Source organism: Streptomyces sp. NPDC002463, assembly GCF_042889835.1.
Lineage (GTDB): Bacteria > Actinomycetota > Actinomycetes > Streptomycetales > Streptomycetaceae > Streptomyces > Streptomyces nymphaeiformis.
Genome location: NZ_JBIARL010000001.1, coordinates 976,781 through 996,649, shown reverse-complemented (window position 1 = coordinate 996,649; position 19,869 = coordinate 976,781). Strand labels below are relative to the sequence as shown.

Annotated in this window: 21 protein-coding genes and 1 pseudogene; 9 read left to right on the top strand and 13 right to left on the bottom strand. The window is 70.2% G+C overall.

Features of this window, described 5'->3' with window-relative positions; all coding sequences use genetic code 11:
• Window positions 1-10: 10 nt before the first annotated feature.
• Window positions 11-232 carry a hypothetical protein gene (locus tag ACFYX3_RS04675; protein ID WP_389007888.1) on the bottom strand — a complete coding sequence of 74 codons (222 nt, stop codon included), beginning with the start codon at window positions 230-232 and terminating at the stop codon, window positions 11-13.
• Complete coding sequence (locus ACFYX3_RS04670; protein ID WP_389007887.1) at window positions 229-405, bottom strand: hypothetical protein; 177 nt, start codon at window positions 403-405, stop codon at window positions 229-231. The genes ACFYX3_RS04675 and ACFYX3_RS04670 overlap by 4 nt, the downstream gene beginning before the upstream one ends.
• 249 nt (window positions 406-654) lie before the next feature.
• On the opposite strand from ACFYX3_RS04670, the gene ACFYX3_RS04665 reads away from it, so the two are divergent.
• Window positions 655-1,494, top strand: coding sequence for an XRE family transcriptional regulator (locus ACFYX3_RS04665; RefSeq protein ID WP_389007885.1), 840 nt, complete (start codon window positions 655-657; stop codon window positions 1,492-1,494).
• Between the two features lie 176 nt (window positions 1,495-1,670).
• Complete coding sequence (locus ACFYX3_RS04660; RefSeq protein WP_389007883.1) at window positions 1,671-2,249, top strand: HD family hydrolase; 579 nt, start codon at window positions 1,671-1,673, stop codon at window positions 2,247-2,249.
• 4 nt (window positions 2,250-2,253) lie between these two features.
• Here ACFYX3_RS04660 and ACFYX3_RS04655 read toward each other — a convergent pair whose 3' ends face one another.
• The 3 genes from ACFYX3_RS04655 to ACFYX3_RS04645 all read right to left on the bottom strand — a co-directional run bounded on the left by ACFYX3_RS04655 (window position 2,254) and on the right by ACFYX3_RS04645 (window position 6,103).
• Entirely contained in the window at window positions 2,254-3,069 is an 816-nt protein-coding gene (locus ACFYX3_RS04655) for a hypothetical protein (protein WP_389007881.1), read from the bottom strand.
• Window positions 3,070-3,323: 254 nt separating this feature from the next.
• Entirely contained in the window at window positions 3,324-5,744 is a 2,421-nt protein-coding gene (locus ACFYX3_RS04650; protein ID WP_389007879.1) for a cation-translocating P-type ATPase, read from the bottom strand.
• A gap of 80 nt (window positions 5,745-5,824) precedes the next feature.
• Entirely contained in the window at window positions 5,825-6,103 is a 279-nt protein-coding gene (locus ACFYX3_RS04645) for a DUF2530 domain-containing protein (RefSeq protein ID WP_389007877.1), read from the bottom strand.
• 152 nt (window positions 6,104-6,255) lie between these two features.
• On the opposite strand from ACFYX3_RS04645, the gene ACFYX3_RS04640 reads away from it, so the two are divergent.
• The gene (locus ACFYX3_RS04640; RefSeq protein WP_359514363.1) at window positions 6,256-7,707 is read left to right on the top strand and encodes an NCS2 family permease; all 1,452 of its coding nucleotides are present in this window, start codon (window positions 6,256-6,258) and stop codon (window positions 7,705-7,707) included.
• On the opposite strand, the gene ACFYX3_RS04635 is transcribed toward ACFYX3_RS04640, so the two are convergent.
• Window positions 7,677-7,904, bottom strand: a complete 228-nt coding sequence (locus tag ACFYX3_RS04635) for a ribbon-helix-helix protein, CopG family (RefSeq protein ID WP_116159561.1) — start codon at window positions 7,902-7,904, stop codon at window positions 7,677-7,679. The two genes, ACFYX3_RS04640 and ACFYX3_RS04635, sit on opposite strands and share 31 nt — an antisense overlap.
• Window positions 7,905-8,114: 210 nt before the next feature.
• On the opposite strand from ACFYX3_RS04635, the gene ACFYX3_RS04630 reads away from it, so the two are divergent.
• The 3 genes from ACFYX3_RS04630 (at window position 8,115) to ACFYX3_RS04620 (ending at window position 12,380) form a co-directional block, all read left to right on the top strand.
• A complete protein-coding gene (locus ACFYX3_RS04630) occupies window positions 8,115-8,558 on the top strand; it encodes a MarR family winged helix-turn-helix transcriptional regulator (protein WP_116165386.1) in 444 nt (147 codons plus the stop codon).
• Window positions 8,559-8,585: 27 nt separating this feature from the next.
• Window positions 8,586-9,938 carry an MFS transporter gene (locus ACFYX3_RS04625; RefSeq protein ID WP_376585682.1) on the top strand — a complete coding sequence of 451 codons (1,353 nt, stop codon included), beginning with the start codon at window positions 8,586-8,588 and terminating at the stop codon, window positions 9,936-9,938.
• Between the two features lie 129 nt (window positions 9,939-10,067).
• Window positions 10,068-12,380, top strand: coding sequence for an FG-GAP repeat domain-containing protein (locus tag ACFYX3_RS04620; RefSeq protein ID WP_389007874.1), 2,313 nt, complete (start codon window positions 10,068-10,070; stop codon window positions 12,378-12,380).
• A 48-nt stretch (window positions 12,381-12,428) separates the two neighbouring features.
• Here ACFYX3_RS04620 and ACFYX3_RS04615 read toward each other — a convergent pair whose 3' ends face one another.
• Window positions 12,429-12,932 carry a GNAT family N-acetyltransferase gene (locus tag ACFYX3_RS04615; RefSeq protein WP_389007872.1) on the bottom strand — a complete coding sequence of 168 codons (504 nt, stop codon included), beginning with the start codon at window positions 12,930-12,932 and terminating at the stop codon, window positions 12,429-12,431.
• 83 nt (window positions 12,933-13,015) lie between these two features.
• On the opposite strand from ACFYX3_RS04615, the gene ACFYX3_RS04610 reads away from it, so the two are divergent.
• The 3 genes and pseudogenes from ACFYX3_RS04610 to ACFYX3_RS04600 form a co-directional block, all read left to right on the top strand.
• Window positions 13,016-15,301: an FG-GAP repeat domain-containing protein gene (locus tag ACFYX3_RS04610; RefSeq protein WP_389007870.1), complete on the top strand. Its 2,286-nt coding sequence runs from the start codon at window positions 13,016-13,018 to the stop codon at window positions 15,299-15,301.
• A 38-nt stretch (window positions 15,302-15,339) separates the two neighbouring features.
• Entirely contained in the window at window positions 15,340-15,924 is a 585-nt protein-coding gene (gene thpR / locus ACFYX3_RS04605) for an RNA 2',3'-cyclic phosphodiesterase (protein ID WP_376585691.1), read from the top strand.
• A gap of 156 nt (window positions 15,925-16,080) precedes the next feature.
• Window positions 16,081-16,248 (top strand): annotated as a pseudogene (locus tag ACFYX3_RS04600) (aldo/keto reductase); the annotation flags it as partial.
• 33 nt (window positions 16,249-16,281) lie between these two features.
• Here ACFYX3_RS04600 and ACFYX3_RS04595 read toward each other — a convergent pair.
• The 6 genes from ACFYX3_RS04595 to ACFYX3_RS04570 form a co-directional block, all read right to left on the bottom strand.
• Window positions 16,282-17,493 (bottom strand): RNA-guided endonuclease InsQ/TnpB family protein, encoded by a 1,212-nt coding sequence (locus ACFYX3_RS04595; protein WP_389007867.1) that lies wholly within the window; start codon window positions 17,491-17,493, stop codon window positions 16,282-16,284.
• Window positions 17,494-17,845: 352 nt separating this feature from the next.
• Entirely contained in the window at window positions 17,846-18,049 is a 204-nt protein-coding gene (locus ACFYX3_RS04590) for a hypothetical protein (protein ID WP_389007865.1), read from the bottom strand.
• The gene (locus tag ACFYX3_RS04585) at window positions 18,049-18,237 is read right to left on the bottom strand and encodes a hypothetical protein (RefSeq protein ID WP_389007863.1); all 189 of its coding nucleotides are present in this window, start codon (window positions 18,235-18,237) and stop codon (window positions 18,049-18,051) included. Before ACFYX3_RS04585 ends, ACFYX3_RS04590 begins: the two co-directional genes overlap by 1 nt.
• A gap of 93 nt (window positions 18,238-18,330) precedes the next feature.
• The gene (locus tag ACFYX3_RS04580; protein WP_389007861.1) at window positions 18,331-19,161 is read right to left on the bottom strand and encodes a helix-turn-helix domain-containing protein; all 831 of its coding nucleotides are present in this window, start codon (window positions 19,159-19,161) and stop codon (window positions 18,331-18,333) included.
• Window positions 19,158-19,655: a DUF6879 family protein gene (locus tag ACFYX3_RS04575; protein WP_389007859.1), complete on the bottom strand. Its 498-nt coding sequence runs from the start codon at window positions 19,653-19,655 to the stop codon at window positions 19,158-19,160. The genes ACFYX3_RS04580 and ACFYX3_RS04575 overlap by 4 nt, the downstream gene beginning before the upstream one ends.
• Window positions 19,639-19,848, bottom strand: a complete 210-nt coding sequence (locus tag ACFYX3_RS04570; RefSeq protein WP_389007857.1) for a hypothetical protein — start codon at window positions 19,846-19,848, stop codon at window positions 19,639-19,641. Before ACFYX3_RS04570 ends, ACFYX3_RS04575 begins: the two co-directional genes overlap by 17 nt.
• Window positions 19,849-19,869: the final 21 nt, after the last annotated feature.

Here is a 19,869-nt window from a genome sequence, read left to right as displayed (position 1 = left end):
AGTTGTCGAGTCAGTGTTCGTCGGGGTGAAACGCGATCTGGAGGTTGTCGGCCGAGGTCGTCCACTCGATGCCGCTCGGGGGCCTGATGTGGGCGACGCGAACCACACGGCCGTCGCTCTGCAGCTCGTGTGTCACCGCCGTCAGCTCTCCCTCTCCCTGGCTGGCGATGTCACGGACTCGGGCGTGCAGCAAGGGATGTTGCTCGTATCCGTCGTGACCGACCTCGCTCACGTCTTCACCTCCCGCAGGCCGCCCTCGGCCTCGGCCCGCCGCATGAACCGCACCCAGCCGGCAGCTGCGCGGAGGCGCAGTGCTCGACTGGGGGCGCTCGGCGTGGGGGCGAGGTGGGCGTGGCTCCGGCCGTTGGTGCCGGGAGTCCTGCGAGGCAGTTCGGAAGTGGTCATGAAGTCACTCCTCTGGCAGGGGCGTGGATGTCAACGCCTTTGATCCGTACGGGTGCTGGTCGTTTCCGCCTCTTGAACGTACGGTCGGCGCAGACGCGGTAGGACTGACTGGCAGTACGTGTTGGGGATGGAGCACTCTCGGGAGCCGACATGGTGAAGCCGCCTGCGCGGGGACGCGCGGTCGCCGGAACCGTCGCGGGATTCGTTCTGCGGACAGCGCGGGAGAGCATCCCGCGCACGCAGGTGTCCATGGCGGAAGCGCTCGGCGTGGATCTGGGCACGATGCAGGGGTGGGAGTCCGGCCGCAGACCGCTTGCGAACATGAAGGCCGGAGCGCTGCTGGCGCTGCGACGTCGGCTGGGGGCGCTTGGCGCGGACCCGACGGTGGTGGGGCTGTTGGATGCTGCGATGGACGCCGACCAGATCATCGGTGCTGCCTTGGAGCCCCCGGACCACATCGGGTTGCACCCGCTCGCGTCCTGGGTCCACACCAGAGATACCGCCCACATGCTGGCCTGGGCACTGACCGGAGTGGCGCCCCCGGCACTGGCCGGCCGTATCCCGGTCCCCCGCAGGGGACCCGTCACTGCCGCCCCGCTGCTGGGAGCGGCCGACCGGGCGTTGTTCTTCGACCGGCTGCGCAGGACTGCCGAGGATGCCCGAAGGCCTGGGGGTGGCACGCTCCTGCACCGGCAGGCTCTCTACCTCGCATCGTACGACCGAGGTCCGGAAGCGGCGGCGTGGACGGCGTACGCCCTGCACGCCCGACGGGGAGTTCTCGCACGCCGGGGGTGGTCGGAGCATTGGGCGGAAGCACGGTCGACCGCGACGGCGCTGGCCCGACTCGGAGACCCCCAGCCCCTGCTGGACTTCATCGAGCGGTCTCTGGCCGGCGACGACACCGCCGAGGCCGCGAACCTCAACTACTGGGCATACTGGCTGGGCGGCGTAAGGCTTCCCCAGTCCGACGACCAGTTCATGCAGGACCGGGAACTGACCGGCTGGGATCCCGTCACGCTCTTACGCGGACTCACGTACGGAATGCACCACGCTCCGGGATACGTCGATCTGTACGCGCACACTCTGTAGGCCCTGCTGACCGCCCACCCGTGGCTTCCGCAGGCGTCGACCTCACTCGCAACGGACCTGGCACAGCGCACAGGCCGGCTGCTGGACGAAGGCGCCGCTTCGGGAAGAGCCCGTCACGAACTCGACACCGTGCATTACGTTTTGCGTGATCGCACCTGAGAACCGGAGGTCACCACATGGCAGACGAGACGGCTAACGCGCAGGGGACGGCCGGGTTCATCTTCGAGATGGGCGTTCTCAAGAACGCCAAGCGGACCGGATGGTGGTTCACCGGCAACAACAACCCCGAGTCGATCGCCGAGCACTCGTTCCGCGTGGGTGTCATCGGTGCCGTCCTCGCCATGATGGAGGGGGTGGATCCCGCCAAGGTCGCCTTGATGTGCCTGTTCCACGACACGCAGGAGACCCGGATCGGGGACATCCCGCACATCGGGCGTCGCTACATCGACGCCGCCACGAATCAGACGGTCACCGCCGACCAGGTGTCCGCTGCGCACCCGGCGGTGAAGGCCGGGGTGCAGCGGGTCGTCGAGGAGTACGAGGCCAACGACACGCCCGAGGCGATCGTGGCCAAGGACGCGGACAAGCTGGAGTGCCTCGTCCAGGCCGTCGAGTACCGCGCCCAGGGCAACACCCTGGTCCAGGACTGGATCGACACGTCCTTGAACAGCCTCAAGACACCGTCCGCGCAGGCTCTCGCCGAGGCCGCGCTCACCATGTCGCCGCTGGAGTGGCGGAAGACCTTCCTGAGCTGACGCGTCACCTCCGCGCCGCTTCCAGCCCTTCCCGGATGGTGGCGGCCCGCGTGTGGACCTGGGTGGCCGGGAGGTGGGTACGCGGTCGGGGGACGGTTTCGCCCCGGCAGGGGCCGCAGTCGCCGTCGCGGAGGGTGTCGGCGTATCCCGGCGCGCCGCAGGTGCCGCATTCGAGGATGCGGAGGGGCGCGGGTGTGCGCTGGACGGGCAGCGGTGGCAGCTTGTCGGTGAGGCGGCGGCGGACGAGGCCGGCGGGGTGGTGGACGGGCTGCGGCAGGCCGGTGGTGAGTGCGCGCAGGACGAATTCGTCGGTGGCGTCGCGGTCGAACCACTCCTCGACGAGCGGTGTGAGCGCGCGGCATTCGGCGTGGGACAGGGACAGGGCGGAGTTCGTACGGCCGAGCGCGGCCAGCAGGACGTAGGCCCGCGTCCGTTTCGGCGCCGTCTTCTCGCGGGGGACGTCGCCCTGCTGGAACGCGGCCCACCAGGCGCTGTCGCGTGGCGTTCGGGTGAACCACGTTCGGGTGATCCAGCGCCCGTCGAGGCGCTCGCGTCCGCGTCGTAGGTGACCGGCCCGCTGGATGCGGTTGAGGGCGGTGCGCAGGGCGCACTGGCCGTACGGCGTCTGCTTGGCCAGCGTCTTCACCGAGATGTCGCTGCCCTCGGGCAACCGGTCGATGTACGCGGCGATGGCGGCTTCGCGGGCAGGAAGGTGGGCGAAGTCGTGGGGCCCGCGCGGCTCCTGGTGCGGCGCGGAACGCTTCCCGTACCCCGGGTTGGCCAGGGGGTGGAAGGCATCACTAAACTCGGCGTTAGCCATGAGGACCGACTTCTCTCGATCTTGATGGTGAGACCCCCTCCAGGTGTTCCAGCACCTTGTGGGGGTCGCTTGTTTCAAGCGGTGCCCGTCACGCTAGAGGCATATGACACTGCGTGGCAAGTCGGCGACTCTCCGTCAAGTCGCAGGGTGGGCGGGTGGGTTGAAGTCCGAGCCCGACCCCATTCCCTCAAACACCGCTCGAAGCGCGAACCTTGAGCTTCGGGCCCGATCGCGAGCCGCACCGGGCAGCCTCCCTACGCCGGGAACCTCCGGTCCACCCACCTCCATGCCACCTCCAGCAGGACGCAACCGCCCGCCGCGATGAACACCGCCGTCCACGGCATCGTCACGCCCACCAGTTTCAGGGCGAAGAAGTCCTGGAGCCACGGGACGGCGAGGACCAGGAGGAAGGCGGCTCCCATGGCGGCGACCAGGGCGAGGCGCCACCAGGTGTAGGGGCGGGCGATGATCGCGAGGACCCACATGGAGACCAGGAAGAGCGTGAGGGTGGCCGCGCTGGTCTCGGCCCCCAGGGCGTCCGTGCCCGTGTAGTGGTGGCGGGCCAGGAGGTACGTCGTGAAGGTGGCCGCCGCCGCGATGACGCCGCCGGGGATCGCGTACCGCATCACCCGGCGGACGAAGTTCGGCCGCGCGCGTTCCTTGTTGGGGGCCAGCGCGAGGAAGAAGGCCGGGACGCCGATCGTGAGGGTGGAGAGCAGGGTCAGGTGGCGGGGGAGGAAGGGGTACTCCACCTGGGAGACGACCACCAGGATCGCCAGGAGCACCGAGTAGACCGTCTTCGTGAGGAAGAGCGTCGCGACGCGGGTGATGTTGCCGATGACGCGGCGGCCCTCCGCCACCACCGAGGGGAGCGTCGCGAAGCTGTTGTTCAGGAGGACGATCTGCGCCACCGCCCTCGTCGCCTCCGAGCCCGAGCCCATCGAGACGCCGATGTCCGCGTCCTTCAGGGCCAGGACGTCGTTGACGCCGTCGCCCGTCATCGCGACCGTGTGGCCGTGGGACTGGAGCGCCGCCACCATGTCCCGCTTCTGCTGCGGGGTGACCCGGCCGAAGACCGCGTTCTCGTCCAGTACCTTCGCCATCTCCTCCCGGTCGGTGGGGAGCTGCCGGGCGTCGATCGTGTTCTCCGCGCCCGGCATGTCCAGCTTTCCCGCCACCGCGCCCACCGAGACCGCGTTGTCGCCGGAGATGACCTTGGTGGCGACCTTCTGGTCGGCGAAGTAGGCGAGGGTGTCGGCCGCGTCGGGGCGCAGGCGCTGTTCCAGGACGACGAGTGCGGTGGGGCGGGTGTCGGCGGTGACCTGAGGGGAGTCGAGCTCGTGGGTCGTACGGGCGAGGAGGAGGACGCGCAGGCCCTGTTCGTTGAGGTGGTCGATCTCCGGGAGGGTCGGGTCCCCGGGGGGCAGGAGGACGTCCGGCGCGCCCAGGAGCCACGTCGAGTCCTCGCCGTTCCCCTCGCTGAACGACGCCCCGCTGTACTTGCGGGCCGACGAGAACGGCAGGCTCTCCGTGCAGCGCCACTCCACCGTCTCCGGGTAGGCCTCGATGATGGCCTGGAGGGAGGCGTTCGGGCGCGGGTCGGATTCGCCCAGGGCGCCGAGCACCTTCCGTACGTACGCCTCGTCGCTGCCGTCGAGGGGGTGGAGGTCCGTCACGTCCATGCCGCCCTCGGTGAGCGTGCCCGTCTTGTCCAGGCAGACGACGTCGACCCGGGCCAGGCCCTCGATCGCCGGCAGCTCCTGCACGAGGCACTGCCGGCGGCCGAGCCGGATGACGCCGACGGCGAAGGCGACCGAGGTGAGGAGGACGAGGCCCTCGGGGATCATCGGGACGATGCCGCCGACCGTACGGGCGACCGCTTCCTTGAAGTCGTTGTTCTTGACCACGAGCTGGCTGATGACGAGCCCGATCGCGGTCGGGACCATCATCCACGTCACGTACTTGAGGATGGTGGAGATGCCCGTGCGCAGCTCCGAGTGGACCAGCGTGAAGCGGGACGCCTCCTCGGCGAGCTGCGCCGCGTACGCCTCGCGTCCGACCTTCGTGGCGGTGAAGGCGCCACCGCCGGCGACGACGAACGAGCCGGACATCATCCGGTCGCCGGGTTTCTTCACCACCGGGTCGGCCTCGCCCGTGAGGAGCGACTCGTCGATCTCCAGGCTGTCGGCCTCCGCCACCTCGCCGTCCACGACGACCTTGTCGCCCGGGCCCAGCTCGATCAGGTCGCCCAGGACGATCTCGGAGGTGGAGATCTCGGCGGCCGCGCCGTCCCGCCGGACGGTGGGTTTCGCCTCGCCGATGACGGCGAGCCCGTCGAGGGTCTTCTTGGCGCGGAGCTCCTGGACGATGCCGATGCCGGTGTTGGCGACGATCACGAAGCCGAAGAGGCTGTCCTGGATCGGCGCGACGATCAGCATGATCACCCACAGCACGCCGATGATCGCGTTGAAGCGGGTGAAGACGTTCGCCCGGACGATGTCCGTGGTCGAGCGGGAGCTGCGCAGGGGGACGTCGTTGACCTCCCCGCGCGCGACGCGCTCGGCGACCTGGGCGGCGGTGAGTCCGGCGGGGTGATGGACGACCGGCGGTTCCGCCGGCCCGGGCTGTGGGCCGGTCTCGCCGCCGTCCGTGTCGATCTTCGCCCGCTGAGTCATGGTTTCGACGGTACGACCGGATTCGGTCGTTCACCTGCCGAGGAGGGGCTGCCTGCCGGAGGGGCTTCCCCCGGGAGGGGCTACGGCTGTGCGTGCTCTTCGCCCGCAGCCTGCGCCGCCGCGTGCCGCTTGATCGCCGCGTCCCGCTTGCGCACGTACCAGATGCCGATCAGGCCGAGCCCCGCTCCGGCCAGGCAGGTCCAGATCCACGAGGTGATGCCCCGGTCGTCGAACCAGCCGTAGAAGGGGAGCTGTGCGAGGAAGAGGACGAACCAGAGGATCGTTCCGCCGGTGATGGTGGCGACGACCGGCCCTTCGAGGGGCTCGGGTGCCTCGTGCTTCGGTGTCCACTTCGCCATGGGCTCAGTTTAGGCCGCCCGTTTTCGTGTCTACGCGCGGAGATAGACGCCCGCTCGTTCATGTGTTCATACTGAAACGGTTTGCCTCTGGCGGGTTCCACTCGTATGAACCGCCAAAAAAGGACTTCTCTGAACCTCCGAAGAGGAACCCCATGAGCTCGACGGCCACCGCCAAGGCCACGCCCCAGGAGACTCCCCAGGACCAGGGTCCCGTCTCCGGCCTCGACCGCTACTTCAAGATCTCCGAGCGCGGCTCCACCGTCGCCCGCGAGATCCGTGGCGGTTTCGCCACCTTCTTCGCGATGGCCTACATCATCGTGCTGAACCCGATCATCCTCGGCAGCGCCAAGGACATGTACGGGCACCAGCTCGACAGCGGCCAGCTCGTCACCGCCACCGTCCTCACGGCGGCGTTCACGACGCTCCTCATGGGTGTCATCGGCAACGTGCCGATCGCCCTCGCCGCCGGCCTCGGCGTCAACACGGTCGTCGCGCTCCAGCTCGCGCCCAAGATGTCCTGGCCGGACGCCATGGGCATGGTCGTCCTCGCCGGCATCGTCGTGATGCTCCTCGTCGCCACCGGTCTGCGCGAGCGCGTCATGAACGCCGTCCCGGTCGGCCTGCGCAAGGGCATCGCGATCGGCATCGGCCTCTTCATCATGCTGATCGGCCTCGTCGACTCGGGCTTCGTCTCCCGCATCCCCGACGCCGCGCACACCACCGTCCCGCTCCAGCTCGGCGGCGACGGCCACCTCACCGGCTGGCCGGTCCTCGTCTTCATCCTGGGCACGCTCCTCACCCTCGCGCTGATCATCCGCAAGGTGCCGGGCGCGATCCTGATCTCGATCGTCGTCATGACGATCGTGGCCATGGTGATCAACGCGGTCGCGAAGGTCCCGTCCTGGGGCCTCACCACCCCGGAGTGGCCGGGCAACCCGGTCGCCTCGCCCGACTTCGGCCTGGTCGGCAAGGTCAGCCTCTTCGGCGGCTTCGACAAGGTCGGCGTCCTCACCGGCGTCCTGTTCGTCTTCACCGTGCTGCTGTCCTGCTTCTTCGACGCGATGGGCACGATCCTCGGCGTCGGCGACGAGGCCAAGCTGATCGACAAGGACGGCAACTTCCCCGGCATCAACAAGGTCCTCCTCGTCGACGGCCTGGCCGTCGCCTCCGGCGGTGCGACCTCCTCCTCGGCCACCACCTGCTTCGTGGAGTCCACGGCGGGCGTCGGCGAGGGTGCCCGTACGGGTCTCGCCTCGGTCGTGACCGGCGCGCTGTTCTCGGTGGCGCTGTTCCTCACGCCGCTCGCCACGATGGTCCCGTCGCAGGCGGCCACGCCCGCGCTGCTCGCGGTCGGCTTCCTGATCCTGGCCGGTTCGATCAAGGAGATCGACTGGGCCGACTACACCATCGCGGTGCCGGCGTTCCTGGCCATGCTGATGATGCCGTTCACGTACTCGATCACGAACGGCATCGGCATCGGCTTCATCTCGTTCAGCGTGCTGCGTCTGGCGGCCGGCCGGGGCCGTGAGGTCCCGGTGGCCATGTACGTCGTGTCGGCGGTCTTCGTCTTCTACTACGCGATGCCGGCGCTCGGCCTCACGTGATCGTCGGTCGCGGCTCCGCGTGAGCCGTAGAACTTCTCCGTCTCGTCGACGGCGGTCTTGAACCGCTCGTCGAAATCCTCGCGAATGAGCGTCCGGGCCACGTAGTCCTGGACGCTCATTCCTCTTTTCGCGGCGTGACTCCTGAGCCGGTCGAGCAGCTCACCGTCGATGCGCAGGCTGAGCACTGTCGATCCCATGCCGTTCAGGGTCGGGGCAGCCGGGGCCTCTTTGCGTCACTTTCCGGATCCGACTCACTCATTTGGGTGATACATGGATGCCGAAGCGTGACCTGCGGGCACCCCGGTTGCCGCCCCCTATGCCCCCTATGGGCCTTACGGGTGTGATCCGTGCGACGCTGGCGCGCCTCCGTTGGTATTTAGACAGAGTAATGAGTTAGCCTAATGACCATGCCTGACCTGTCCCACGGCACCGCCGACGACGCCGCCGCCGTGAACGAGCTCCGCTCCGCCGTCATGCGACTGGGCCGACGCCTCAAGCACCAGCGCGTCGACGAGTCGCTGAGCCCCACCGAGATGTCGGTGCTCGGCACCCTGTCGCTCTGCGGCTCCGCCACCCCCGGCGAGCTGGCGCGCAAGGAGCACGTCCAGCCGCCGTCGATGACCCGCATCGTCGCGCTGCTCGAAGCCAAGGGACTGGTCCGGCTGGAGCCGCACCCCGACGACCGCCGGCAGAAGGTGGTCAGCCAGACCGAGCAGGCCGAAGCCATGCTCGAGGAGTCCCGCCGCAAGCGGAACGCCTGGCTGGCCTCCCTCGCCGAGGGCCTGGACGAGGACGAGTGGGCCAAGCTGCGCGCGGCCGCTCCGGTCCTGGAGAAGCTCGCCCATCTCTGAACCGATGCGCCAAGGAGGCGACGCACTTTGAGTACGGGACCCGGAGCAGACTCCGCACCCGTCCATCAACCCACCCTCGACACCCGCGGGCGGGGAGGAAGGCTCTTCGGAGACACCTTCTCCTCGCTCGGGATCCGGAACTACCGGCTGTTCTTCACCGGAGCGATCGTCTCCAACACCGGTACGTGGATGGCCCGGATCACCCAGGACTGGCTGGTCCTGAGCCTCACCGGCTCGGCCGCCGCCGTCGGCATCACGACGGCCCTGCAGTTCCTGCCGATGCTGCTCTTCGGGCTGTACGGCGGTGTCATCGCCGACCGCTACCCGAAGCGGCGCCTGCTCCTCGTCAGCCAGGCCGCCCTCGGCCTCTGCGGCCTCGCGCTCGCCGTCCTCACCCTCTCCGGCTCCGTCCAGGTCTGGCACGTCTACCTGATCGCCTTCCTCCTCGGCATGGTGACGGTCGTCGACAACCCGGCCCGGCAGACCTTCGTCTCCGAGATGGTCGGCCCGAAGCAGCTCCGCAACGCCGTCTCGCTCAACTCCGCGAACTTCCAGTCCGCGCGGCTCATCGGCCCCGCCGTCGCCGGTGTCCTCATCGCCGGAGTCGGCAGCGGCTGGGCCTTCCTCCTCAACGGCCTGTCCTTCCTCGCCCCGCTCGCGAGCCTCCTGCTGATGCGGACGAGCGAGCTCCACAAGGTGGAGCGCGCCCCGCGCGGCAAGGGCCAGCTGAGGGAGGGGCTGCGGTACGTCGCCGGGCGGCCGGACCTGATCTGGCCGATCGTCCTCGTCGGTTTCATCGGCACCTTCGGGTTCAACTTCCCGATCTGGCTCACCGCCTTCTCCGGCGACGTCTTCCACGTCGGCGCCGGCGCGTACGGCCTCCTCAACACCCTGATGGCGGCCGGCTCCCTCGTCGGCGCCCTCGCCGCCGCGCGCCGCGGCTCGACCCGGCTGCGGATGCTGGTGATCACGGCGGCCGTCTTCGGCGTCCTGGAGATCGCCGCGGCCCTGTCGCCGGCGTTCTGGCTGTTCGCGCTGCTGCTCGTGCCGATCGGCCTGCTCGGCCTCACGGTGAACATCACCGCGAACTCGGCCGTCCAGATGGCCACCGACCCCGCCATGCGGGGCCGGGTCATGAGCCTCTACATGATGGTCTTCGCCGGCGGGACGCCGATCGGCGCCCCGCTGCTCGGCTGGGTCACCGACACGTACGGCGCGCGCGTCGGCTTCGTCGCCGGCGGTGCGATCTCGCTCGCCGCGGCGGTCGTCGTGGGCCTGGTCCTGGCCCGGGTCGGCGGCCTCAAGGTCGCGATGCGCTGGCGCCACGGGCACCCGCAGGTGCGGTTCGTGGCGCGGGAGCGGCTGGCGACGGCCGCGTAGGCGGGAACGGTCGTACGCGAGTACGGGGACGGGGGTGCCGATCGGCACCCCCGTCCCCGTACTCGTACAACCTTTCGACGGGGCGGTGGGTCGGAGAGGGCATCCATCGGCTTGGGGGAGGAACACACCTTGCGTACCGCCGCTCCGTCTCACCGGCGTCTGTCGATCTCGGTGGGCGTCGTGCTCGCCGCGGTGACGGCCGCCGGCCTCGCCGTCCCGGCCGCGGCCGCCGTCCCGTCCGCGTCCGCCGCCGTCTCGGCCGGGGCGGTCCAGGACGCCGCCGCACCGATCCGGGTGCCGTTCCTGGCCTCGGGCGGCACGCTGCTCGGCGCGGGGAAGACCGGGTTCCTCTCCGAGGACCCCGAGGGCGTCTCGCGCTGGACCCGCTACGCGGACGGCGTGTCCACGGTCATCGAGTCGGACAAGCACTACACCTGGGCCTACGGCTCCGCCTCGGACTCCGTCACGGCCATCCGGCAGAGCTCCACCCGTCCCTCGATCGAGGAGGCGCGGGTGTACGACATGGCGACCGGTGCCGCGCCGGTCACCGTCAACGCGTCGGATGTCCCCGAGCTGAACGGCGAGATCAGCGGCGCGGCGGGTTCGAGGCTCCTCTCACGCAGCTACGACGGGTCCGCTCTACGGCTGATCAGCCCGGGGGGAAGCCCACGGGTCAGTACGGTGGCCGGCGTGCCCGCGGGCCTCGAGAGCGACTGGCTGCCGGGCGCCTCCCTGCCCGGCGCCGCCCTCGTGGGCTCCTACGACTACGCCTCGGGCAAGGGCGGGACGGCCGTCGTCGACCTCGCCACCGCCCGCGCCGTCGAGTTCTACGACCGGGTCCCCGGGACCACCGACAATCCCTCGTACGGCCTTCCCCGGCTCGCGTCCCTCTCACCCGGACGGGTCGCCTGGGTCGAGCAGGCGGACGGCAAGGCCGTGCTCGCCACCGCCGTACGGGGGCAGCAGGGCGAGGTCGTACGGACCCCGCTCGGCCCCGACGCCACGGCGGAGCTCGCCGGCGGCCTGCTGGGAGACGACTGGTTCGCGTTCGGGGCCACGACCGGAGACGCGACCCCCTGGCACACGTTCTCGGCCCGCTCGCTGAAGGACGGGGCGACCGTGAAACTGCTCGACCACGCCTCGCAGGCCACCCAGGGACCCGACGGCACGCTGATCGTCCTCGGCGTCACCGCCGCACACGGCGAGGGCGTCTACCGGGTGGCGGTCGGCGCGGACGGGCAGCCCGCCGCCGAGCTGGTCGCCTCCACCGGTGAGCCCGGCGACGGCGCCGCCCCCGCCACGTACGTCGGCACCGGCATCCCGGCCGTCCTCGACATGGACCGCACGCCCCGGCCCCGCATGGCCTGGCGGTTCTCCACCACGCGGGCGGACTTCGCCGTCGAGCTCACGTGCAAGGCGACGGGGGAGACCTGGACGGAGTTCGTCCGGCCTGCCTCCGGCTCCGGCGTCTTCCCGGACGGCTCCGTCGGTTTCGACTGGGAGGGCGTGGTGCTGGACGAGTGGACCCGCACCCGCGAGGCCGCACCCAACGGCGCGTACGACTGGAAGGTGACCGCGACACCGTGGAACGGGATGCCGACGGCCACGGCCACCGGGACGTTCACGGTCACGCGCAGGCCCCAGGCGCACGACTACGGCGACAACGGCTCGCCCGACCTGCTCGCGCGGAGCACGAACGGTTCCCTCACCCGGCTCGACACGCGCTGGGACGGAACGTCGGGACGGCTCGTCGCCGCGGTCGACTACGGAGTCGGGGGCGGCTGGGACATGTACGACCGCATCGAGTCCGTCGGCGACGTCGCGGGTTCGGGCGCGCCCGACACGGTGACCCGGGACCGGGACGGCGGGCTGTGGCTGCACCAGGGAGTGCTGGGCGGCCCGTCCCGCCCGTTCGAGCCGCGCATCCGGATCGGCGGCGGGTGGAACACGTACGCGCAGCTCACCGGCGGCAGCGACCTGACCGGCGACGGCCGCGCGGACCTGGTCGCCGTCGACAAGGCCGGCGACCTGTACCTCTACAAGTCGACCGGGTCGGCGACGGCTCCCTTCGAGCCCCGGAAGAAGATCGGCTTCGGCTGGGGGATCTACAACCAGCTCACGGCCACGGGCCAGATCGGTGGCAACCCGACCGGTGACCTGGTCGCCCGCGACAAGGACGGCGTGCTGTGGCTGTACCTCGGCAAGGGGGACGGCACGTTCGCGCCGCGGACGCGGATCGGCGGCGGCTGGGGCGTGTACGCGGACGTCGTCGGCATCGGTGACGGCAACAAGGACGGCCGTCCCGACCTGTACGCCCGGACGGCGGCGGGCGCCGCGTACTTCTACACCGGTACGGGGGACTACAAGGTCCCGTTCAAGCCCCGCGTCGCCATCGAGGCCGGGAAGGCGCCCGCCGGGACGGTGTACGACCAGGTCTCCTGACGGCGGGGTGGTGCGGGGGCGCCGACCGGCGTCCCCGCACCCTCCGACTCATCGGAACCGCCGCTCCAGGACCTGCCCCGGCCAGTCGCCGACCACGAACTCCTCGGTGCGGGTGAAGCCCTGGCGCTCGTAGTACGCGATCAGGCGGCCCTCGCTGCCGGCGAAGCAGTCCACCCGGAGGAGGGACACCCCCTGGCGCAGGGTCTCCGCCTCCGCGTGTTTCAGGAGGGCCGCTCCCACCCCGTGGCCGTGGAAGCGCGCGTCGGTCGCCAGGAGGCGGACGTACACCTCCGGCTCGTCGGCGGGCTCGATGTACTGGCCGGGGTGCGGGGTCAGCGTCATCGTGCCCGCCGGGACGCCGTCGATCTCGACGATCCACGGGTCGCCCTCGGACATCGTCCGCTCGACCTGCTCCACCGCCTTCGGCCGCCCGGAGAACGACTCCGTGCCCCACTGGGCGGTGATCCCCTTGCCGTTGAGCCACACCACGGCGCTGTCGAGTATCGCGAGTATCGCGGGGAGGTCCTCCGCCCCGCCCTTCCGGATCTTCATCCGGCCGAGGGTAGTCGTACAACCTTCCGGCGGGGTGGGGAGTCGTAACGGACGTATCCATGGGGTTGGGGAGGGAACACACCTTGCGTACTGCTTTGTCGCGCCGTGTCTCGATGTCGGTGGGGGTCGTCCTGGCGGTGGCCGCCGTGACGCCGTTCGTCGGGCCGACGGCCACGGCCACGGCCGCTCCCGCGCAGGCGGCGGTGGCTCCGGCCGCCGCGACCGCCACCGCGCCGATCCAGGTGCCGTTCCTGGCCTCGGGCGGTGAGCTGGTCAACGCCGGGAAGACCGGCTTCCTGTCGGAGGACGCCGACGGCCGGGCCCGCTGGACGCGCTACGCGGACGGGGTGTCGAAGGTCATCGACAAGCGCGCGGGCGACTACGTCGTCGGTGGCGGGCCCGGCTCGGACATCGTCGTGGTCGGGCACGAGGTGAACGAGGCAGGGGCCGAGGTGATCTACACCTCGACCGTGCGGGTGTACGACATGGCGACCGGCGCCGCTCCCGTCACCCTCGACCTGGCGGCGAGCCGGGAGACCTTCGGGATGCTCAGCGGCGCCGTGGGGACGACGCTTCTGGTCAGCGACGGTCAGAAGCTGAAGCTGGTCGACGTGAACGGCGGGCGGCCGACCGTCCGCACGGTGGGCGACGGGTACAGGGAGCCCTATTGGATGCCCGGCACCCTGCCCGGCACGGCGGTCGCGCTGACCTTCAACGAGTACTACCAGTACGACGCGCTCGTGGTCGTCGACGTGGCCGAGGGGCGGGAGACGGGCCGCTACCGGCTGGACCCGGACTCCCGTTGGCTGTCCGCCTCCTTCCTCTCGCCGACCCGCATGGCGTGGACGGAGCACACCGGCGGCGAGCTGGTCCTCGCCGCGGCCGTACGGGGACAGAACGAGGTCGTGCGGACCCCGCTCGGGCCCGACGACTCGCAGAAGATCACCGGCGGACTGCTGGGCGACTGGTTCCTGTGGGGCGCCACCACCGGGAACGCCACCCCGTGGCACGCCTTCTCGGCCCGCTCCCTGAAGGACGGGTCGACGGTCAAGCTCCTCGACCACGCCGAGAGCGCCACCCAGGGCCCCGACGGCACCCTCCTCGTCCTCGGCACCACCGCCGCCCACGGCGCGGGCGTCTACCGGGTCGCGCTCGGCGCGGACGGGAAGCCGACCGCCTCGCTGATCGCCCCCACCGGCGAACCGAACGACGGGGCCGGCCCCCTGGCGTACGTCGGGGGCGCCCCGGTCACCGTCGACCTGGACGGAGTCGCCAAGGCCCGTCTGTCCTGGAAGTTCTCCACGACGCGGGCGGACCTCACCGTCGAGCTGCGGCGCAAGGAGTCGCCGGAGAGTTTCCGGACGGTCGTGCGGCCCGCGTCCGGGACCGGGGCGTACCCGGACGGAACCCTCGGGTTCGACTGGACCGGCGAGGTGGGGGACGACTGGGACCCGAAGGCCGCCCCCAACGGCGCGTACGACTGGACGGTCACCGCCCGGCCGTGGAACGGGATGCCGTCGGTCACCACGTCCGGCACCCTCACCGTCACCCGCTCCCCCCAGGCGCACGACTTCGACGACGACGGGGCGCCGGATCTGGTCGCGCGGGACAAGGACGGCTACCTCGAACAGATCGGCACGCGCTGGGACGACGCCGCGGGACGGCTCGTCCCCCGGAAGTACAACACCAACGAGTTGCGCGGCTGGAACGTCTACGACCGGGTGGAGGCCGCGGGTGACCTCGCCGGTTCGAACGCCGCCGACCTGGTCACCCGCGACCGGGACGGGGTCCTCTGGCTCCACCGCGGCACCGGCAGCGACACCCGTGTGGGCTACGAGTCCCGGGTGCGGATCGGCGGCGGGTGGAACACGTACACCCAGTTCACCGGCGGCAGCGATCTGACGGGTGACGGGCGGGCCGATCTGGTCGCCGTCGACAAGGCGGGGGACCTGTACCTCTACAAGGCGACCGGTTCCACCACGGCTCCGTTCGCTCCGCGGAAGAAGACCGGCTTCGGCTGGGGGATCTACAACCAGATCACGGCCGTGGGGAACGTCGGCGGTGGACCGGCCGGTGATCTCGTGGCCCGCGACAAGGACGGGGTGCTCTGGCTGTACCTCGGCAAGGGCGACGGCACGTTCGCGCCCCGCACGCGGATCGGCGGCGGCTGGAACGCGTACGCGGACGTCGTCGGCATCGGTGACGGCAACAAGGACGGCCGTCCCGACGTGTACGCCCGGACGGCGGCGGGCGCCGCGTACTTCTACGCCGGTACGGGTGACTGGAAGGCCCCGTTCAAGCCCCGCACGACGACCGAGGCCGGCACGGGGACGACCTGGAGCGGCGGGGCCGTCCAGCAGGTCTCCTGACCCGACCGGCGACCCCGTTCTCCTGTCAGACTTTCCCCATGAGGCTCTTCGCCGCCGTCGTGCCGCCGTCGGAGCAGCTGGACCAGCTGGGCGGGGTCGTCGCCCGGCTGCGCCGGCTGCCCGGTGCGGACGGGATCCGCTGGACCTCGCGGCCCGGCTGGCACCTCACGCTCGCCTTCATGGGGGAGGTCGAGGAGGAGCTGCTGCCCGAGCTGCTGGTGCGGATGGAGCGGGCCGCGCACCGGACGGCGCCGTTCCCGCTGCGGCTGCACGGCGGCGGGCACTTCGGGCGGCGGGCCCTGTGGGCCGGGGTCGCCGGGGATCTGGACACGCTGCGGCTCCTCGCCGAGCGGTCGGACGCCGCCGCGCGCCGGGCCGGGGTCGCGATGGACGAGCACCGGCGCTACCAGGGGCACCTGACCGTCGGCCGGGCGCGGGAGGGAGGTCTTTCCCTTCGCCCGTTCGTGGACGAGCTCGCGTCCTTCGAGGGGCGGCGGTGGCAGGTGGCCGAGCTGGCGCTCGTCCGGTCGAACCTGCCGGTGCGCGGGGTGCCGGGGGAGCAGCCCCGGTACGAGACGGTCGGCGCCTGGCCCCTTGAGGGGCGGGAGGGGCTCTCGGGTTAACCTCGACGGGTGGATCCGAAGACTCGAAACATGATCATGGCCGGCGCTCTCGTCCTGATGTTCGCGATCATCGCCGTGGCGTCGGTGGTCGGTCAGTAGCCCCTCGTACCCCCGGCGGCCTCTCGTACCCCCCGTCGGTCGCTCGTACGTCCGTCCCTGCCACGCCGTGGGAAAGACCTTGCTTCGAGTGCGCTCGAAGCAGTTGGCTTGGCGGCCATGGAGTACACGCAGCTCGGACGCACCGGACTCAAGGTCAGCCGACTCGTCCTCGGGACGATGAACTTCGGACCGCAGACGGACGAAGCCACCAGTCACGCCATCGTGACTCCTCCCCCACGTGAACGTGGGGGCTTCTCGCTATGCCGGGTTGGCGTCGCGACGGACCAGCCCGGCCCGTAGGACGTTCAGGGCGCCCACCGTGTCCGCGTGCGCGCTGTGGCCGCACGAGACGCAGTGGAACTTCTCCTGGGTGGGCCGGTTCTCCGCTGAGATGTGCCCGCATTCGGGGCAGGTCCGGGAGGTGTTGCGGGGGTCCACGGCGATCACTTCCCGTCCGGCGCTTTCAGCCTTGGCGTGCAGGATCGTCAGGAACACCCCCCATCCGGCATCCGAGATCGAGTGGTTGAGCCCGGCCTTGGCCGCCGCCCCGTTGGGCAGAAAGGCGCCCGGCTGGTCGGGGTCGGGCTTCGGTGTGGGGGCCTTGACCATGTTGCGGATCTTGAGGTCTTCGTGCGCGATGAAGTCGTGTTCGCGTACGAGGTCAAGAGCGGTCTTGTGCGCGTGGTCGAGGCGCTGGCGCCGGACCTTGCGGTGCAGGTCGGCGACGCGCTGAACGGCCCGCTGGTGGTTGTTGGTGCGGCGGTCGCGGCGGACAGGGAACTTCGACAATGCCCGTTGTGCGGATTCGAGTTTCGCGGCGGCCTTCCGGCCGTGGCGCGGGTTGGGCACGAAGGCGCCGTTGGAGTCGGCGAGGAAGTCGGCTATGCCCAGGTCGATGCCGACCACGCTGCCCGTCCTGGGGAGCGGCTCGGGCTCGGTCTGTTCGGCGGTCAGGACGACGTACCAGCGTCGGCCTTCGCGCTTGATGCTGACGGTCTTGACCTTGCCGACCACGGGCCGGTGCTGGTTGACCTTGACGTGCCCGACGCCCTGGAAGCGGACCCGGGCGACCGGGTCGTGCGGGGTGGAGTCCCACCGGCAGCCGTCCCCGTCCTTCGGGAAGTCCACCGTGTCGAACCAGTTCACCCCACGGAAGCGGGGGTAACCCGACTTCTCCCCGGCCTTGACCCGGCGGAAGAACGCTTGGAATGCCTTGTCCAGGCGGCGCAAAGTGGCCTGCTGGCTGGAGAACGACCAACGCCCTTGGCGCTCCGGATCGAAGGCCCGGATCTCCTTGAGCTGCGCAGACTGCTGCCCGTACTTGACGCTCGTCTTGGAGACGTGCCGGTAGGCGTCGCGGCGTTCCTGCAAGGCCCCGTTGTAGAGGGAGCAGTGATCGCGCAGCATCTCGCCGAGCGCGATCGTCTGGCCCACGGTGGGCCGCATGAGGAACTTGTACGCACGGATCATCCAGCCCACCCCCTCGCCGCCACCATAATGCGGTCCACCGGCAGCAACGGACCCCCTGGCGACAAGTCGCCACGCCGAAGATCGCCCCACCCGGCTTCGCACGCTCCTTCGGCCGTGCGCCGCTGCCCGCGACGCGGCAGTACACCGGGGGCCGGAAACGGCCCGCCTGACCGTCGCCCCGGAGCCGAAGCGAACTCCGCCGTCGCGCGGCTCCGGGGCGAGGATGCGTTTCCCTCCCCGGCTGAAGCCGGGGATACCCACGCAAGATCAGGGATGGTGGATGTCCTTTCGCTGGTGTGTTGGTGACCCACCCCCGCCGCGCGTCGGTGTCCGCACGGTGGGGGTGGGAGTCTCAGGGCTGTAAGCGGCTGACGTCCTTTGAGGGAACCAGCCACTCCACGCCGCCGCGCTCGGGCCGTACGAACGCCATGCGCTGCTTCCTGCGGTCGGCAGGCATCTTCGCCGGGTCCTCGTAGTCCGGGATCAGGTCAGTCAGCACTCCGGTACGACCGTGCCCGTCCTGGACGAGGTGTCCGATGTCCTTACGTGTGACCATCAGGCCGGGCACTGCGGGCTGTGGTGGTAGACCGCCGTCATGTCGCCCGACTCGTCGCCTTCGGGGCGCAGGTAGCCGCGCCGGACGCGCTCCGACCTCTTGATCTCCTGCTTGCAGACGAGGCAGGTCGAGCCCTTCGGGGCGTAGGTCCCGTACTCGTCCGTCACCTTGTCCAGTGCCGTCGCCATGTCCGCACCTTTCGCTGTCGCCTGGCGTTCGGTGCGGAATCCTTCACGGGCCGGCGGTGCTGTAGGCGGATCATGCGCGTCCTGGACTAAAGATCACCGCAGGGCGTCGGCGCAATCCCCCAGGAAGGTACGTGCGTCCTGGCCGAACAGGGCCCGCGCTTCCAGGTGCCCGAACTCTTCGAGGTGGCCCATCACGTCGCGGGGGTCACGGAAGACCATGACCCCGGACGACAGCTCCACGGTGGCTATGCGGTCGTCGTAGATGGTGAACGTGTTGAGCGGTGCCGGGCCGGTCGGCGCGGTCATGGGGATGACGCCGAGGCGAACGTTCGGGAGGTGCGTGAGCGAGGCCAGGTGGTCGGTCTGAACCGCGTGAGCGTCGGGGTCGACCAGGGGCCAGCGGACGGCCTGCTCAGTGAGGAGGAAAGTGAACCGCTTGGAGCGGTCGTAGAGGACCTGTTGCCGCTCCAGCTTCTTGGCGATCGTCTTGGAGTGGTCGCCGGGGATGTGGGCGAGGCTGGCCCGGATGTACTCGGGAGTCGAGAGAAGTCCCGTGATCATCGAGAGCAAGAAGAACCGAAACTCGGTCGAGGTCGATTCGAGGCCGGCAAGTTCGAACTGCTTCTTGTCCAGGCCCTTGCGGCGCATGCCCCGGGCGCCCTGCCACTCCGTGTTCGCCAGCCTGGCCATTGCCATGACCTGCGCGACGAGTGCCGGGGGCGCGTCGCAGGCGCGGAGGAACTGCTCCACGTCCACCAGGGACGGGCGGACCTTGCCGTTCTCGATACGGCTGATCTTGGACTGGGACATGGTGCAGCGGGCGGCGATCCGGGTTCCTGTGAGCCCGGACCGCTTGCGTACCGCCTTCAGCAGGGCCGCCAGTTCCTCACCCGACTGACCCAGCTCCTCGGGTTCGACACTCAACGGCGGACGTACTCCAGGAAGGGCACGGACGCCTCTACGGCGATCCGTTGGTACTCGACGAACGGGGCAGGGTCACCCTCGTGCAGTTCGCGGCTGATCTGTCTGCCGTCCGGGTGGTAGTGCATGAGGACGACCGTGGTGCGGTCGAACATCCAGAAGTCCTGGACGTCGGGGAGCGGGTTCGGCCGGTCGGTGATGTCGAGAATGCGGATATCTTCCCCCGCCGGGGCCTGGTGCCGGTAGTACCGCTCGAACTCGAACCGCAGGTAGTCCGCGAGCGGCCGGGTGACGATGTGGACGCGGCCCACGGTGCGGGTGCGGACCATGGCCATCCACGCGTCCTCGTACGGGCCGGGGAAGCGGGCCCCCGCCTTGAATGCGGCGAACTCCTCTGCTTCCTGCGGTACGAGGTACTGCGGCAGGGTCTCCAGCCGCCAGGCTTCGGTCTGGAACGTCTTGAACTTGTCCGACCAGGCTTCACCATCCAAGAGCACGGACGGCCTCCCTCAGGACTTCTTCGGGGATCTCCACGAGCCCTTCCCCGGCGGGCGGGGTGAAGGCGGTGGAGACGTCGCCCTGGACGACGAACGAGCCGGATTCGGTGCGGTAGACGTTCGGGCAGTCTCCCTGTCCGCAGTTGCCGCCGTTGGTGTTGCCGGTAAGCCGTGTGAGTTCTTCGCGCGCCATGCTGAACCCCCTCTTGCGAGC